Annotated in this window: 15 protein-coding genes and 1 pseudogene; 8 read left to right on the top strand and 8 right to left on the bottom strand. The window is 70.0% G+C overall.

All coding sequences use genetic code 11. From position 1 onward, the window contains the following. Nucleotides 1-6 precede the first annotated feature (6 nt). A complete protein-coding gene (locus tag GA0115254_RS27795) occupies nucleotides 7-348 on the top strand; it encodes a hypothetical protein (RefSeq protein ID WP_093898039.1) in 342 nt (113 codons plus the stop codon). Between the two features lie 132 nt (nucleotides 349-480). After that, nucleotides 481-1,842: an NAD(P)/FAD-dependent oxidoreductase gene (locus tag GA0115254_RS27790; protein WP_093898038.1), complete on the top strand. Its 1,362-nt coding sequence runs from the start codon at nucleotides 481-483 to the stop codon at nucleotides 1,840-1,842. Nucleotides 1,843-1,947: 105 nt separating this feature from the next. On the opposite strand, the gene GA0115254_RS27785 is transcribed toward GA0115254_RS27790, so the two are convergent. The 5 genes and pseudogenes from GA0115254_RS27785 to mutA all read right to left on the bottom strand — a co-directional run bounded on the left by GA0115254_RS27785 (nucleotide 1,948) and on the right by mutA (nucleotide 8,595). Next, nucleotides 1,948-2,946 (bottom strand): aldo/keto reductase family protein, encoded by a 999-nt coding sequence (locus GA0115254_RS27785; RefSeq protein WP_093898037.1) that lies wholly within the window; start codon nucleotides 2,944-2,946, stop codon nucleotides 1,948-1,950. A gap of 85 nt (nucleotides 2,947-3,031) precedes the next feature. Beyond that, nucleotides 3,032-3,400: pseudogene (locus GA0115254_RS27780) on the bottom strand (transcription termination factor Rho); the annotation flags it as partial. 96 nt (nucleotides 3,401-3,496) lie between these two features. After that, nucleotides 3,497-4,516, bottom strand: a complete 1,020-nt coding sequence (gene meaB, locus GA0115254_RS27775; RefSeq protein ID WP_093898036.1) for a methylmalonyl Co-A mutase-associated GTPase MeaB — start codon at nucleotides 4,514-4,516, stop codon at nucleotides 3,497-3,499. A 12-nt stretch (nucleotides 4,517-4,528) separates the two neighbouring features. Then, entirely contained in the window at nucleotides 4,529-6,730 is a 2,202-nt protein-coding gene (scpA, locus tag GA0115254_RS27770) for a methylmalonyl-CoA mutase (RefSeq protein ID WP_093898035.1), read from the bottom strand. Further along, nucleotides 6,730-8,595: a methylmalonyl-CoA mutase small subunit gene (gene mutA / locus GA0115254_RS27765; protein ID WP_093898034.1), complete on the bottom strand. Its 1,866-nt coding sequence runs from the start codon at nucleotides 8,593-8,595 to the stop codon at nucleotides 6,730-6,732. Before mutA ends, scpA begins: the two co-directional genes overlap by 1 nt. Nucleotides 8,596-9,059: 464 nt before the next feature. Here mutA and GA0115254_RS27760 point away from each other — a divergent pair, with 464 nt between their 5' ends. From GA0115254_RS27760 to GA0115254_RS27740, 5 genes are all read left to right on the top strand, one after another. Continuing rightward, a complete protein-coding gene (locus tag GA0115254_RS27760; protein ID WP_256102810.1) occupies nucleotides 9,060-9,329 on the top strand; it encodes a DUF1269 domain-containing protein in 270 nt (89 codons plus the stop codon). Nucleotides 9,330-9,687: 358 nt separating this feature from the next. Further along, nucleotides 9,688-10,485: a tyrosine-protein phosphatase gene (locus tag GA0115254_RS27755; RefSeq protein WP_093898033.1), complete on the top strand. Its 798-nt coding sequence runs from the start codon at nucleotides 9,688-9,690 to the stop codon at nucleotides 10,483-10,485. Nucleotides 10,486-10,653: 168 nt separating this feature from the next. Next, a complete protein-coding gene (locus tag GA0115254_RS27750; protein WP_093898070.1) occupies nucleotides 10,654-11,595 on the top strand; it encodes a hypothetical protein in 942 nt (313 codons plus the stop codon). A 150-nt stretch (nucleotides 11,596-11,745) separates the two neighbouring features. Then, a complete protein-coding gene (locus GA0115254_RS27745; RefSeq protein ID WP_093898032.1) occupies nucleotides 11,746-12,150 on the top strand; it encodes a DnaJ family domain-containing protein in 405 nt (134 codons plus the stop codon). Between the two features lie 62 nt (nucleotides 12,151-12,212). Then, nucleotides 12,213-12,704, top strand: coding sequence for a GNAT family N-acetyltransferase (locus tag GA0115254_RS27740; RefSeq protein WP_093898031.1), 492 nt, complete (start codon nucleotides 12,213-12,215; stop codon nucleotides 12,702-12,704). A gap of 79 nt (nucleotides 12,705-12,783) precedes the next feature. Here the strand turns inward: GA0115254_RS27740 and GA0115254_RS27735 are convergent, their stop codons facing one another. Next, a complete protein-coding gene (locus tag GA0115254_RS27735; protein WP_093898030.1) occupies nucleotides 12,784-13,164 on the bottom strand; it encodes a VOC family protein in 381 nt (126 codons plus the stop codon). 193 nt (nucleotides 13,165-13,357) lie between these two features. Between GA0115254_RS27735 and GA0115254_RS27730 the strand changes: the two genes are divergently transcribed. Then, on the top strand, nucleotides 13,358-13,879 hold the full coding sequence (locus GA0115254_RS27730; protein WP_093898029.1) for a DUF6328 family protein: 522 nt from the start codon (nucleotides 13,358-13,360) through the stop codon (nucleotides 13,877-13,879). A gap of 22 nt (nucleotides 13,880-13,901) precedes the next feature. Here GA0115254_RS27730 and GA0115254_RS27725 read toward each other — a convergent pair whose 3' ends face one another. After that, on the bottom strand, nucleotides 13,902-14,729 hold the full coding sequence (locus GA0115254_RS27725; RefSeq protein WP_176740314.1) for a VOC family protein: 828 nt from the start codon (nucleotides 14,727-14,729) through the stop codon (nucleotides 13,902-13,904). A gap of 122 nt (nucleotides 14,730-14,851) precedes the next feature. Further along, nucleotides 14,852-15,150: DUF6479 family protein (locus tag GA0115254_RS27720; RefSeq protein ID WP_370740954.1), on the bottom strand; the 299-nt coding region annotated here is incomplete at its 5' end.

Here is a 15,150-nt window from a genome sequence, read left to right as displayed (position 1 = left end):
GAGCGAGTGGACCCCGACAAGGACAGTGCCCGCGGTCTGGCACAACTGGAGGGCTATCTGCTGTGGAACGCCGAGGTCGAGGAGGCGCGACGACAGGCCGGTCGCTTCACCGACGAGCTGCCCTGGCTCACATCGGCACAGCGCGAGGACGTGGAACGGGTCTACACCGCGGACCGCCTCGCCACGTCCCGGGCCATGCTCTGCCGTGTTTCCGCCCGCGCCACCGGACTGCGCGGCGAATACGAGGCACGCTACCGCCGGCTCAAGGCACGCTGCGTGGCCGCCGGTGTCGTGTTCGTGAGCGCGGTCGGCGGCACCTGCACGGCCGTCACCCTGCTGGCCCGCTGACCCGGTGGTGTCGTCCGTCCGCCGCCCCCAGCAGGCGAAGTCGGATGCGGCTCGTAAAGATGTGACGTGACCGGCGCGTGCGACGGGGCAGGCGAACGGACGACCGTGCAGGCCCGAGAAGGGACGAACACTGTGGCACGACCCAGGATTCTCGTTGTCGGCGCCGGATTCGCCGGGGTGGAGTGCGTACGCCGTCTGGAGCGCGGGCTGATCCCGGGCGAGGCTCAGATCGCGCTCGTCGCCCCGTTCTCGTACCAGCTCTACCTGCCCCTGCTGCCGCAGGTGGCGGCAGGTGTGCTCACCCCGCAGTCGGTCGCGGTGTCGCTGCGCCGCAGTCGCAAGCACCGCACCCGGATCATCCCGGGCGGGGCCATCGGAGTGGACCCCAAGGCGAAGATCTGCGTCGTTCGCAAGATCACCGACGAGGTCGTCTACGAGCCCTACGACTACATCGTGCTCAGCCCCGGGAGCGTCACCCGTACCTTCGACATCCCCGGCCTGCTCGAAAACGCCCGGGGTATGAAGACGCTGGCCGAGGCGGCGTACGTGCGTGACCACGTGATCGCTCAGCTCGATCTCGCGGACGCCAGCCACGACGAGAACGAGCGGGCTTCCCGCCTGCAGTTCGTGGTGGTCGGCGGCGGGTACGCGGGCACCGAGACGGCTGCCTGTCTGCAGCGCCTCACCACCAACGCGGTCAGGCACTACCCACGGCTCGACCCGAAGCTGATCAAGTGGCATCTCATCGACATCGCCCCGAAGCTGATGCCCGAACTGGGGGACAAGCTCGGCCGGAGCGCCCTGGAAGTGCTGCGCGCACGTGGCATCGAGGTGTCGCTCGGAGTCTCGGTCGCCGAGGCGGGCCGGGAGAAGGTGACCTTCACCGATGGCCGGGTGGTGCCCTGCCGCACGCTGATCTGGACGGCGGGAGTCACCGCGAGCCCGCTGGTCGCCACATTCGACGCGGAGACCGTACGCGGCCGGCTGGCGGTGACGCCCGAGATGAGGCTGCCCGGTTTCGACGGCGTCTTCGCGCTCGGCGACGCCGCGGCCGTACCGGACCTGAGCAAGGGCGACGGGGCGGTCTGCCCGCCCACCGCGCAGCATGCCATGCGCCAGGGCCGCAGGCTCGCCGACAACCTCATCGCCACGCTGCGGCACCAGCCGTTGAAACCGTACGTCCACAAGGATCTCGGCCTCGTCGTGGACCTCGGCGGCAAGGACGCGGTCTCCAAGCCGATCGGCATCGAAATGCGCGGAATCATCGCGCAGGCCGTCGCCCGCGGCTACCACTGGTCCGCGCTGCGGACCAACGTGGCCAAGGTCCGGGTCATGACCAATTGGATGCTCAACGCCATCGCGGGCGACGACTTCGTACGCACCGGCTTCCAGTCCCGGAACCCGGCCAAGCTGCGCGACTTCGAGTTCACGGACTCCTACCTCACACCGGCACAGGTCCGCGAGCACACCGCCTCGCTGCACACCGGCGCCTGACCGATGCCGGGCGGCGAGGGGCCCCGGTTCGCCGCGGGCGTACGAGGTGTGGGGCAGAGGCCGCTGTGCCGGAGGCCCTTGCCCCACAAGTGCGGGCCGGTCGAATCAGCTGTTGCTCTCGTGCCCGGCCGTCAGCCCCGGGTCCCGTTCCACCACCGGGTCCAGGATGTCGTCGATGCCCTTCAGCAGCTCCGCGTCGAGTGTCACACCCGCCGCCCCGGCGTTCTCCGTCACCTGCTCGGGCCGGGAGGCGCCGATGATCGCGGCGGAGACATTGGAGTTCTGCAGCACCCAGGCGACCGCGAGCTGGGCAAGACTCAGACCGGCCTGGTCGGCGAGCGGCCGCAGCCGCTGGACACGCTCCAGCACGTCGTCACGGAGCCAGCCGGCGACCATGCTCGCGCCACCCTTGTCGTCCGTCGCCCGAGAGCCGGCCGGGAGCGGCGCACCGGGCTTGTACTTGCCCGTGAGGGCGCCCTGAGCGATCGGTGACCAGACGATCTGACCGATGCCCAATTCCTCGGAAGCGGGAACTACTTCGCTTTCGATGACCCGCCACAACGCCGAGTACTGCGGCTGGTTGGAGATCAGCGGTACCTGCAGTTCGCGGGCCAACCCATGTGCGGCGCGGAGCTGGTCGGCCGTCCATTCCGAAACGCCGATGTAGAGGGCCTTGCCGGAGCGGACGACGTCGGCGAACGCCTCCATGGTCTCTTCCAGCGGGGTCGAGTGGTCGTAGCGGTGCGCCTGGTACAGGTCCACGTAATCCGTCTGCAGGCGGCGCAGCGAGTTGTCGATGGACTCCATGATGTGCTTGCGGCCGAGACCCCGGTCGTTGTGCCCGGGACCGGTCGGGAAGTAGACCTTGGTGAACACCTCGAGTCCCTCGCGGCGCTCGTCCTTGAGCGCCCGGCCCAGGACGGCTTCGGCCCGCGTCTCGGCGTAGACGTCCGCCGTGTCGAAGGTGGTGATCCCGGCGTCGAGGGCGGCGCGGATACAGGCGACCGCTGCGTCCTCCTCCACCTGGGAGCCGTGGGTGAGCCAATTCCCGTAGGCGATCTCACTGATGGTCAGACCGCTGCGGCCGAGTCGGCGGAATTCCATGTGCCTGCTCTCCCTGTGCTCGTGAGGGACGGATCGTGCAAGGGCGGTCCATGTTATTGCGCCGTCCGGCGCGGCTCGAGCAGGCTCAGGTGTCCGGGAGGGTGCGGTGGACCGTACGGAGGAATGCCGCGTTGTCCGGAGCGTGCCGGATCCGGTCCAGCAGTGTTTCGAGCGCGGTCTGCGGGTCCCGGGAGTGCAGCGCGCGGCGCAGTCCGTGTACCACCCGCAACTCGGCCTCCGGAACGAGGAGTTCATCGCGTCGGGTGCCGGACGCCTGGATGTTGACGGCCGGGTAGGTGCGCCTGTCCGCCAGGGTACGGTCGAGCCCGAGTTCCATGTTGCCGGTGCTCTTCAGCTCTTCGAAGAAGTAGTCGTCGGCGCGGGAGCCGGTCTCCGCCAGCGCGGTGGCCAGGATGGTGAGGGAGCCGCCCTCCTCGGTGAGTCGCGCAGCGCCTGCGGAGAGCGGCCGTTGACCCGTACGACCCCGGAGAGGGTGCGGGGCCGGTCGCAGGAGCCTTCCACGACGGGGGGCCGCGCAGCGCGGCCTCCGTCATCCCGCAGGGTCACCGCCCTCCGCCGCCGGGGCCGTGCGCCGGAACGCCCCCAGGATCTGCTCGGCCGCCAGTGTGGCCGTCAACTCGCCGTCCCGTACCCGCTGTTCGAGTTCCGGGGTGAGCGCGCGCACCTCCGGATGGCCGCGCAGGCTCTCCAACAGCTCGTCCCGCACCATCGTCCAGGTCCAGTCGACCTGCTGGTCACGGCGTTTCGCGGCGAGCCGACCGGTCGATTCGAGCAGCGCACGGTGCTGCTCCAGCCGCTCCCACAGCGTATCGAGACCGGTTGACTCCCGGGCGCTGCAGGTGAGGACCGGAGGCGTCCAGGCCGCGTCGACCGGGTGCATCAGCCGCAGTGCGCCCGCCAGTTCGCGCGCTGCAGCTCGTGCGTCGCGTTCATGTGGGCCGTCCGCCTTGTTGACCGCGATGGCATCCGCCAGCTCCAGGACGCCCTTCTTGATCCCCTGGAGCTGATCGCCGGTACGGGCCAGGCTCAGCAGCAGAAACGTGTCGACCATATTGGCCACCGCCGTCTCCGACTGGCCGACGCCGACCGTCTCCACCAGCACCACGTCGTACCCCGCGGCCTCCATCACCACGATGGACTCCCGGGTCGCCCTGGCCACCCCGCCGAGCGTCCCGGCGGTCGGAGAGGGACGTACGAACGCCGCTCGGTCCACCGCGAGGCGCTCCATCCTGGTCTTGTCGCCCAGGATGGAGCCGCCGGTACGGCTGGAGGAAGGATCGACGGCCAGCACCGCGACCCGGTGACCGAGCCCCGTGAGCATCGTGCCGAGCGCGTCGATGAAGGTGGACTTCCCGACCCCCGGCACGCCGCTGATGCCGATGCGCCGGGCGTTCCCGGAGCGCGGCAGCAGCTCGCGCAGCAACTGCTGGGCCAGCGCCCGGTGATCGGGGCGGGTGGACTCGACGAGAGTGATCGCGCGCGCGATGTACGCCCGCTTCCCGTCGAGCACCCCCTTCACATAGCTGTCGATGTCGATCTTCGCAGGCATCGGGTCAGCGGCTCACAGCTCGTGGCCGAGCGCGGCACCGAGCCGCGTCACCAGGTCGTACGCGGCATCCGGAATCACGGTGCCGGGCGGGAACACCGCCGTCGCCCCCGCCTCGTGCAATGCCTCGACGTCCTGCGGCGGAATCACCCCGCCCACCACGATCATGATGTCGTCGCGGCCCTCGGCGGCCAGCTCCTCGCGGAGCGCCGGTACGAGCGTGAGGTGCCCGGCGGCCAGCGAGGAGACGCCCACGATGTGCACGTCCGCCTCCACCGCCTGTCGTGCCACCTCGGCCGGCGTCTGGAACAGCGGGCCGACGTCGACGTCGAAGCCCAGGTCGGCAAAGGCCGTCGAGATCACTTTCTGTCCGCGGTCGTGGCCGTCCTGCCCCATCTTGGCGACCAGGATGCGCGGACGGCGCCCCTCGGCCTGCTCGAACCGGTCCACCAGTTCCCGGGTCCCGTCCACGGAAGGGGATTCACCTGCCTCGTTGCGGTACACACCGGAGATCGTACGGATCTGGCCCGCATGCCTCCCGTACACCTTCTCCAGGGCGTCCGAGATCTCGCCCACGGTCGCCATCGCGCGTGCCGCGTCGACGGCGAGTGCCAGCAGATTGCCTTCGAGACCGGGTCCGGGGGCCCGCTCGGCCGCCGCCGTCAGCGCCCGCAGCGCGGCCTGGCACGCCGGCTCGTCGCGCTCCTCGCGCAGTCGGCGCAGCTTCTCGATCTGCTGGGTGCGCACCGAGGAGTTGTCGACCTTGAGCACATCGATCTGCTCGTCGGTCTCCACCCGGTACTTGTTGACCCCGATCACCGGCTGGCGCCCGGAGTCGATGCGCGCCTGGGTACGGGCCGCGGCTTCCTCGACCCTGAGCTTCGGGATGCCGGCATCGATGGCCTGCGCCATGCCGCCTGCCGCCTCGACCTCCTGGATGTGCTGCCAGGCCCGGCGCGCCAGGTCGTACGTCAGCCGCTCCACGTACGCGCTGCCGCCCCACGGGTCGATGACCCGGCCGGTGCCCGACTCCTGTTGAAGCAGCAGCTGGGTGTTCCGGGCGATCCGCGCCGAGAAGTCCGTCGGCAGGGCGAGGGCCTCGTCGAGCGCGTTGGTGTGCAGCGACTGGGTGTGCCCCTGGGTGGCGGCCATCGCCTCCACACAGGTCCGGGTGACGTTGTTGAACACGTCCTGCGCGGTCAGCGACCACCCCGACGTCTGCGAATGGGTGCGCAGAGACAGTGACTTGGCGTTCTGGGGCTCGAACTCCCTGACCAGCTTGGCCCAGAGAAGCCGGGCCGCCCGCAGCTTCGCGATCTCCATGAAGAAGTTCATACCGATCGCCCAGAAGAACGACAGCCGCGGTGCGAACGCGTCCACGTCGAGACCGGCGTCCCGCCCGGCCCGCAGGTACTCCACCCCGTCCGCGAGGGTGTACGCCAGCTCCAGATCGGCTGTCGCACCCGCCTCCTGGATGTGATAGCCGGAAATGGAGATCGAGTTGTAGCGCGGCATCTTCTGCGAGGTGTACGCGAAAATATCGGAGATGATCCGCATCGAGGGCTTCGGCGGATAGATGTACGTGTTGCGGACCATGAACTCTTTCAGAATGTCGTTCTGAATGGTTCCGGCCAGCTTTTCGGGCCCAACACCCTGTTCCTCGGCGGCCACGATGTACAGCGCGAGTACGGGGAGCACCGCGCCGTTCATCGTCATGGAAACCGACATCCTGTCCAGCGGAATGCCGTCGAAGAGCTGACGCATGTCGTAGATCGAGTCGATCGCCACGCCGGCCATGCCGACGTCGCCGGTCACCCGCGGGTGGTCGCTGTCGTAACCGCGGTGGGTCGGCAGGTCGAAGGCGACGGAGAGGCCCTTCTGCCCGGCCGCGAGGTTGCGGCGGTAGAAGGCGTTGGACTCCTCGGCGGTGGAGAACCCGGCGTACTGCCGGATCGTCCAGGGCTGGTTGACGTACATCGTCGGATACGGGCCCCGCAGATAGGGAGCCATGCCCGGATATGTACCGAGGAAGTCGAGCCCCTCCAGGTCGCGCCCGGTGTACAGCGGCTTGACCGTGATGCCTTCCGGGGTCTCCCACAGCAGGTCGCCGTCGGAACTGCCGGAGGACTCCTTCACCGAGGCGCGCCAATGGTCTTCGGACACCTCGGCGGCGCCGCCCGGTCCGAGCTCGATGTCGGAGAAGTCAGGGATACGCATTACGCCACACCCATGCGGTCGAGAAGGGAAGAGAGCACGGCCACCACATCGGAGCCCGCGAAGACGTACTCGTCGACACCGGTGTACTCGCCGGGTCGGCCCGCGAGGAACACCCGCTGAGCGCCGGCCGAGCCCAGTGCCTCGGCGACCGCCCCGGCCTGCTCGGCGTACAGGGTGTCGCTGGAGCAGAGGCACGCCACGCCGGCCCCGCTGGCCCGGAACGCGTCGGCGGCCGTTGCCGCGTCGACCGAGACCGGGTCGTGGACCGGTTCGATCCCGCCCGCCTGGAACAGGTTCGAGGCGAACGACGCCCGCGCGGTGTGGGCCGCGGCCGGTCCGAGCGCGGCGAGGAACACCCGCGGCCGCTGCCCGGTCGCCGCCAGATGGGCGTCCGACCGGGCGCGCAGCACCTCGAACGCCTCGTCACGGCGGACCCTGGGCAGACCGCCCGACCCCGTGGCGGACACCTCGGCGGGGGCCGCCTCGCGCTCCACCGCGCGCTCCGCCAGCTGCGGGAACTCGCTGACCCCGGTGACCGGCTCCTTGCGCCGCGCAAGATCCTTGCTGCGCGCCGCCCAGGTGGCCGCGAGACGTTCACCGATCATCCCCGAGCGCAGGGCGGCCTCCTGGCCGCCCGACCGCTCGATCTCCTGGAAGAACGCCCACGCGGCGTCGGCGAGTTCGGCGGTGAGACGCTCCACGTACCAGGAACCGCCGGCCGGGTCGATCACCCGGGCCAGATGCGACTCCTCCAGCAGGATCGTCGACGTATTGCGGGCGATGCGCCGGGCGAACGCGTCCGGCAGACCCAGGGCGTGATCGAACGGCAGCACGGTGACGGAGTCGGCCCCGCCGACGCCCGCGCCCAGACATGCCAGTGTCGTCCGCAGCATGTTCACCCAGGGATCGCGCCGCGTCATCATCACCGAGGACGTCACCGCGTGCTGGCGCTGCGCCCCGGCGTCGGCGGCCCCGCACACCTCGGCCACCCGGGCCCACAGCCGTCGAGCGGCCCGCAGCTTGGCGATGGTCAGGAACTGATCGGCCGTCGCCGCGTACCGGAACTCCATCTGCGCGCAGGCCTCTTCGACGCGGAGCCCGGCCTCCGTCAGCGCCCGCAGATAGGCGACACCCGTCGCCAGCGAAGCGCCCAGCTCCTCGGCTGCCGAGCCGCCGGCCTCGTGGTACGGCAGGGCGTCGACGGTCAGGGCCCGCAGTCCGGGATACTCCTGCGCGCACCGCTGTGCCCAGTGGACCGCCGCCGTCAGGGCGGGTTCGGCGCCGCTGCGGGCGGCCTGCCCGAGCGGGTCGGCGCCGAGGTTGCCGCGCGCGGTCTGCGCACCGACGCCCCGCTCCGCGTAGAGCCGCAGCAACTCCGCCGCCGCGGCGTCGAATTCGCTTCCGGCGTCCAGCACCACGGGAGCCAGATCGAGATATACGCCGTCCAGCGCCCTCGTCAGGGCGGACACCGGAACGCCGCCGGTACCGCCTACGGTCACCCACAGCGAGGTGACACCGTTCTCCAGATCGGCGAGCACCGCCTCGTTGAGACGCGCAGGATCGGACAGGGTGTGTCGCTGCCGTACGTCCCAGCCGCCCGCCGCGTTGCCCTCGGCCTTGCCGCCGCGGGTGAAGGGGGCGAAGCCCGGATATCCGGCATCGGGCGCGCTGTCGCGCGAGGTGTAGAGGGGGCGGGTGATGAGCCCGTCCTCCACTGTGGTGGACAGCGCTTCCTCGGCGGCCGAACCCGCAACATCCTTGCCCGATTTGCGCAGCACGCCTTCGACAAGGCCTTGCCACTGCTCATGGGCGGCGTGAGGGAATTCGGCGGCCAACGAAAGCCCGTCGGCAGGCAGGACCGTCATGCCCAGATGCTAGGTCAGGTCTCAGACGAGCAGCAGGGGCTCCGTCTGTGACCTTGCCCTCTCCGAGCGCACTTGATCCTTCACACACCGTCGCGTAGCCGGCGCGGCTGCGGTGACTTGGTGCTTCCTCCGACAGGCCGCAGGCGGCAGGCCTTCAGTGACCGAGCTGGGTCCCGGCGACGGGAGGCGCCGTCCGGACCGACGTGAAGGCAACCGAGACCACCGTCGTCACCCTGTGACTGAATAGGCCGTGTATCCATCGGTTATCCATGATTGGACATGATGCAGGGCCAAATGACCGAAGTTATGCTGCCGGCAATCCATCCATCGGGAGAGGACACGCCCGTGGCTGTGGGACCTGTGGAATACCTTGTCATCGCTTTCCCGGGCAGCCGGTTCAGGGGCGCCATCGCACCGGCGCCGGCCGAAGCGGTCGCGTCGAAGGCCGTGCGGTGACGACCTTTGTGCACCGGGCCGAGGACGGCACCCTCGACGTGATCGAACCGGAAGACCTCGACCCCGATGAGCTCGTGTCGTTCGAGCCGGTCGAAGGCGTGATCACTGACCTGCTGAACAGTGAAGACATCCGAGCGCTGGGTGAGCAGGTGCCGCCGGGCAGCTCCGCGGCGCCGATCGTGTGGGAGGACCTGTGGGCGGTGCCGCTCACGGCGGCCGTCCGCGCCTCGGGCGGTCGGACGATCTCATCAGCCGGTTGGAGCGGCCGGCCGAGCTGAAGAAGCAGGGCAACCGATGCCGAGTTCGAGACCCAGAAGGGGAAGATCCTGGCGGACTGATCCGCTCGTACCGCGTCGGGGAATCGTGCGGTCGGAAAATCAACGGTTACCGGCCCCGCTTACGCGCCGACAACTGTTCCATACCGAGCGAGTTGGCGTGGAAGCGTGGCTCGTCAATTGAGCTGTGCCCCTGACCCGGAGGGGGCGGTTGAGATTTCACATTTCCTTTATCTCCTCAGGTGTCGTCGATCGGTGCTCCTCCGGCGTTTTACTTTGTCGATCTCCCGACCGCGTGCGACGTTTGATCCGGCCAGGTCGAATCAATTCGGATACGTGCCGGGAAAAGGGGAAGTTCATCGTGCAAACCGCCAGGGCCGTCCCGGCATCCACCGTCGTCAATCTTCGCGACCTGGGCGGCATCGCTCTGGGTCCTGACCATCGGGTCCGGCCGGGCGCCGTGCTGCGCTCCGGCCAGCTCAGCGGTCTGGATGCGGCGCAGGACATGGCGGTGGCCGCGCTCGGAATCCGTACCGTCGTCGATCTGCGCACTGCCGACGAGCGTGCGGCGGCCCCCGACCGGCTGCCGCCCGGTGCGCGGCTCTTCGTCGCCGATGTGCTCGGCGACAACCCGGGCGTGGCGCCCGCCCGGCTGCGTGCGCTGCTCGCCGATCCGGTCGCGGCGGAGCAGTTGCTGGGGAGCGGGAAGGCCGAGGAGATGTTCGCCGAGACCTACCGGCAGATGGTGCTCTCGCCGGGAGCCGCCGCTGCTTACCGGGCCTTCGTGGAGACGGCCGCCGACGATCTGGCCCGCCCGGTGCTCTTTCACTGCACGGCAGGCAAGGACCGAACCGGCTGGGCCGCCGCGTTGCTGCTGATGCTGGTCGGGGCGTCACGGGATGTGGTGCGGGCCGAGTTCCTCGCGGTGAACCCGGTCGTTCGGGTCGCCTACGCCCCGTACGTACAGGGCTTCCTCGACGCGGGCGGTGACCCGGAAATCGCATCCGCGATCATCGAGGTCCGCCCTCGCTATCTCGACATGGCGCTGGACGCCATGGACGAGAGGTGGGGCGGGCTCGACGGGTATGTGCGCGACGGTCTGAGGATTCCGGAGGTCGCGGTGGAGCGGCTGCGCAGCGGGCTCGTGGTGTCCGCCTGAGCCGGACGCCGAGGCCCCGGCCCCGGCGTCGTCGGCCGGTCTCTCTCGGAAGCGTGAGGCAATCGGGAAGCAATGACGCACTCCCGGGTTGACTTGATACCCCCAGGGGGTATGTTGAACTTCGTCGGGAAGCGTCGCCTCCCGACGAACCCGATGGAGGACACCGTCATGAACAACGCACTGAGGATCACGGCCTTCGCTGCCGCGCTCGCCACGACCTTCGGGACCGCGTACGGCGTGGGCAGGAGCGCCGCCCCGCTCGTGGCCGCCGAGGACCGCCCCGCGCAGCAGCACGCCGGCCACGGCGCGGGAGAGGAGGGCGGGACGAAGGGGGCGGCGGAGCAAGTGGCCGGCGGACTGCAGATCTCCGACGGCGGTTACACGCTGGCCCTCGAAACACCCGCGATACGGGCAGGGGCCCGGACCGAGGTCAGGTTCGCCATCACGGACGAAAACGGCCGCAAGGTCACCGCCTATCAACGCGAGCACGGCAAGGAACTGCACTTCATCCTTGCGTCGAGCGATCTCACCGAATTCCGGCACCTGCATCCCGTCCGCGCGGCCGACGGCACCTGGTCGACCCCCGTCGACCTGCCCAAGGCCGGTGGCTACCGGGCGTTCGCCGACTTCACGCCGGCTGCCGAGGGCGCCGGGAACCTCACGCTGGGTGCGGATCTGGCCGTTGCAGGTACCTACCGCCCCACGGCTCTGCCGGCCCCGCGCGCCATCGCCGAGGTGGACGGCTACCACGTCGCACTCGACGGCGAACTCCGCGCCGGCCAGGGCGGAGAGCTGAAGCTGACCGTCAGCAGGAACGGCCGGCCCGTCACCGATCTGCAGCCCTACCTCGGCGCGTACGGGCACCTGGTCGCACTGCGCTCGGGCGACCTGGCCTATCTGCACGTCCACCCGAACGAGGGCGGACCGGGGCCCGTGGTGTCCTTCACGGCGACGGCGCCCAGTGCTGGTACGTACCGGCTCTTCCTCGACTTCCGGCACGACGGGAAGGTCCGCACCGCGGCGTTCACCGTCCCGGTGGCGGCATCGGGGAAGGGCGTCGCCGGCCATGAGGAGAGCGGGGCTGGGGCAACCGGCGGGCACGCGCACTGAAGCGGGCGCGAGGGTGCCGCCCCCCGGAACCCGAAGCGGCGCTGCGCCGACGCCCGTCACGAGGTGACGACATGGGCACAGCGGGTGCTCCTGTGGCCCCTCGGTATGGTGAAAGGACCCGGATCATGAATCCTCCGAGAGGGGCGTACGTTGACCGAACGCAAGCCTGCGGGCGTCAGCTTCGAATCATGGGTCGACAAGCAGATCCGCGAGTCCGAGCAGCGCGGCGACTTCTCGCAGTTGCCGGGATTCGGCAAGCCGCTCGACGGCCTCGACGCTCCCTACGACGAGACCTGGTGGATCAAGCAGAAGATGCAGCGGGAAGGGGTGTCGGTGCTCCCGCCGACACTGGCGCTGCGCAAAGAGGCGGAGGAGGTGTGCGACGCCGTGCCCGGGGCGCGGACGGAGGCCGAGGTGCGGCGCATGCTGACGGACGTCAACGAGAAGATCCGGGCAGCCATCAGGCGGCCGCCGCCGGGTCCCCTGTTGAACCTCAAGCCGTTCGACATCGACGCCATGGTCGAGGAGTGGCGCGCGGCGCGCGGACCGTCATAGCGGTGGGGAGTCCGCGGCCCCGGAAGTGTGTGCCCCGCAACCGGATGCGTAATACTCGCTCCATGACATCGAGCATTACGCGTTCCGGTCGCGGGACGCGCAGCGAGACCATACGGATCAGGCGGGCGACCGCACGGGACGCGAAGCGGCTCACCCGGCTGGTCAGGACCTCCCGCGCCTATGAGGGGCCCTACGCCGCCATGGTCGCCGGATACCGGGTGGGGCCCGACTACATCGAGACCCACCAGGTCTTCGCTGCTGTCGAGCCCGGCACCGACCGACTCCTCGGCTTCTACTCGTTGGTCCTCGCCCCGTCGGAACTCGACCTCATGTTCGTCGCCGACGATGCGCAGGGGCGGGGCATCGGGCGGCTGCTCATCGGGCATCTGCGCGACGAGGCGCAGCGCGCCGGCCTGACCGGCGTCCGCATCGTCTCGCACCCGCCCGCCGAGGGCTTCTACCGCAGTGTCGGGGCCCGGCGGACCGGCACCTGTGCGGCCAACCCGCCCGCGGTGATGTGGGACCGGCCCGAACTGGTACTGCCGGTCGCCTGACCCGACGCGGAGGGGCCCGGCCGGAACCCGCGCACGGACCCCGGCCGAACCCCCTTTCCAGCACGTCGTGTTACGAGGTTCAGCCCCCGTACGGACGCGTGATGATCTCCATGGCGTGACCGGCGGGATCGAGGAAGTAGACGCCTCGGCCGCCGTCGTTGTGGTTGATCTCGCCCGGATGCTTCTGATGCGGATCCGCGTAGTACGTGATCCCGAGCTCCTTGATGCGGGCGTACGCCGTGTCGAACTCCGCCTCCGAGACGAGGAAGGCGTAGTGCTGCATGACGATCGACGCCTCGGGAATGGTCGCGAAGTCCAGGGTGACCCCGTTCGCGGTGGCGACCGGTATGAACGGGCCCCATTCGCCGCCGACTTCCAGACCCAGTATGTTCGCCAGGAACTCGGCGGATTCCCGGTTGTCCCGGGCGTGAATGATGGTGTGATTCAACTCGACTGACACTGTGGAATGCCTCCAACGGGCATCTCACGGGCACCTCCACGCCTCACCCGGCCGGTGACCGACGCGCGATGCCGTACTCAAGATCCTAGGCGGGGTCGTGCCGGTCGTCGAGGCCCGGAGCGCCCGCCGCGAGGTCTACGGTGGGGGAGGAGGGGAAGGCGAAGTACTCCGCGCATTCGGACGGAGGCTCACGGTGACCTCGACATCCCACCTCCCCGGCGGCCCGGGCCGCGACACAGGCCGCCACGAGACGCCGGAGGAGCGGGCGGACCGGCAGTGGAACGAACTGCTCCAGGAACTGCGGGTGGCTCAGACGGGCGTCCAGATCCTGTTCGGCTTCCTGCTCGCCGTGGTCTTCCAACCACGTTTCACCGAACTGTCGGACACCGACCGCACCATCTACGTGGTCACCGTGATGCTGGGCTCCGCCACCGTCGCCGCCCTCATCGGGCCCGTGTCGTACCACCGGCTGCTCACCGGGCGACGGCTCAAGCCGCAGACGGTCACCTGGGCGTCACGGCTGACGGTGCTCGGGCTGGTCCTGCTGCTGTGCACCATGTGTTCCGCGCTGCTGCTCATCCTGCGGGTGGCACTGCACAACCCTCTCGCCCTGTGGCTGGTCGGCGCGATGGCGCTGTGGTTCCTGGTCTGCTGGTTCGTGTTCCCGGCCTGGGCGCTGGCACGCTCCTCACCCTCACCCGGACGCGAGAAGTGACCGCTGTGCGAGGGCGGTCCGTTCAGCCGGAATCGCCCGCAACGGGGCCGCGGACGTCCGTGACCGTGAAGAGCCCGCCGTCCGGGTCCAGCAGGGTCGCCTCGCTGCCCTGCCCCAGCGGACGCTGCTCGACCAGACTGCCGCCGTGCTGCCGCGCCGCCTCGACCGTGGCCGCCAGATCGGCGACGGGGAAGTGGACCTGCCAGTGCGGGCGGACCAGCGGATCGGGTGCCGCCTCCACGGCACCGGAGCTGATCCGGGCGAGCTGACGCCCCTCGCACTCGACGATGACCTCGTCCTTCTCGTACGACACCTCGCAGCACCCGGGCCGCCCGCTCGCCCAGTCGAGCACCCCGCCGTAGAAGATCGCCGCGTCGAAGGCGTTCCTGGTGTGCAGGCGCAGCCATGCGTGCGAGCGGTCGTCCGGCGCGGAGGGCGAGGTCGCGGGCTCGGTCCGCTCCCAGATGCCGAACACCGCACCGTCGAGGTCCGCCGCCAGGGCCCCGCGCCCCTTGCCGAGCGCCATCGGTCCCACCGCGACCGTGCCGCTGCGCTCACGGATGCGTGAGGCCGCCGCGTCGGCGTCGGGGACGGCGAAGTACGGGGTCCAGGCCACGGCCACCCGGTAGGCGGTCGCCACCGCACCGATGCCGGCGACCGGCACGTCCCCACGGCGTGCGACGGAGAACTCCTGCCCCAGCTTGCCCGGCCGGAACGTCCAGCCCAGCACTGCGGCGTAGAACTTCTGCGCGGATTCCAGGTCGCGGGTCATGAGGTTGACCCAGCAGGGCGCTGCGGATCCGGTCAGCGGCGCCGGCATCGACGCCGTCCCAGGATGGCTTCCGGTCATGGTCCTACTGCCTTCATCGGTTCTGCGGCCCGCGCGTGACGGCGGCCGTCGGGCCTCACCAGCCTCTCCGCGAGCGGTCGCTCCCGCAACACGCGGCACCGCCGCCCGCCTCGCGGCAGCGCTCAGTGAGGCGTCTGCGTCCCCCGGTCCTCCGGGGGCCGGTCACGCTGCTCGTCGCTGTCGCGACGGATGATCTCGTTTCCGTGGTCACCGAGCTCATAGGGGGACAGGCCCCGGCCGTCGGGCGGGAAGCTGTCGTCTCCGTGGACATCGCGTTCCTCGATATGGCTCCGGTGGTCGGGCCGCAGCGGCTGCTCCTCGGGCCGGGGCGGGGGCAGCTCCTGGGCCCGGCGCCGCAGGCCCAGCCAGACGGCACCGGTCAGCACGCCCACGAGCGCCACTCCGACAATGCCCATGATCA

This window comes from Streptomyces sp. Ncost-T10-10d (assembly GCF_900091955.1).
Classification (GTDB): Bacteria; Actinomycetota; Actinomycetes; order Streptomycetales; family Streptomycetaceae; genus Streptomyces.
The sequence above is the reverse complement of the archived record's forward strand: the minus strand, read 5'-3'. Positions and strand labels throughout refer to the sequence as shown.

Excerpts from the sequence above, each read along its gene's own strand:
- GA0115254_RS27785 (WP_093898037.1), bottom strand. The coding sequence starts at position 2,946 with ATGGAATTCCGCCGACTCGGCCGCAGCGGTCTGACCATCAGTGAGATC.
- meaB (WP_093898036.1), bottom strand. The coding sequence starts at position 4,516 with ATGCCTGCGAAGATCGACATCGACAGCTATGTGAAGGGGGTGCTCGAC.
- scpA (WP_093898035.1), bottom strand. The coding sequence starts at position 6,730 with ATGCGTATCCCTGACTTCTCCGACATCGAGCTCGGACCGGGCGGCGCC.
- mutA (WP_093898034.1), bottom strand. The coding sequence starts at position 8,595 with ATGACGGTCCTGCCTGCCGACGGGCTTTCGTTGGCCGCCGAATTCCCT.
- GA0115254_RS27750 (WP_093898070.1), top strand. The coding sequence starts at position 10,654 with ATGAACAACGCACTGAGGATCACGGCCTTCGCTGCCGCGCTCGCCACG.
- GA0115254_RS27740 (WP_093898031.1), top strand. The coding sequence starts at position 12,213 with ATGACATCGAGCATTACGCGTTCCGGTCGCGGGACGCGCAGCGAGACC.
- GA0115254_RS27725 (WP_176740314.1), bottom strand. The coding sequence starts at position 14,729 with ATGACCGGAAGCCATCCTGGGACGGCGTCGATGCCGGCGCCGCTGACC.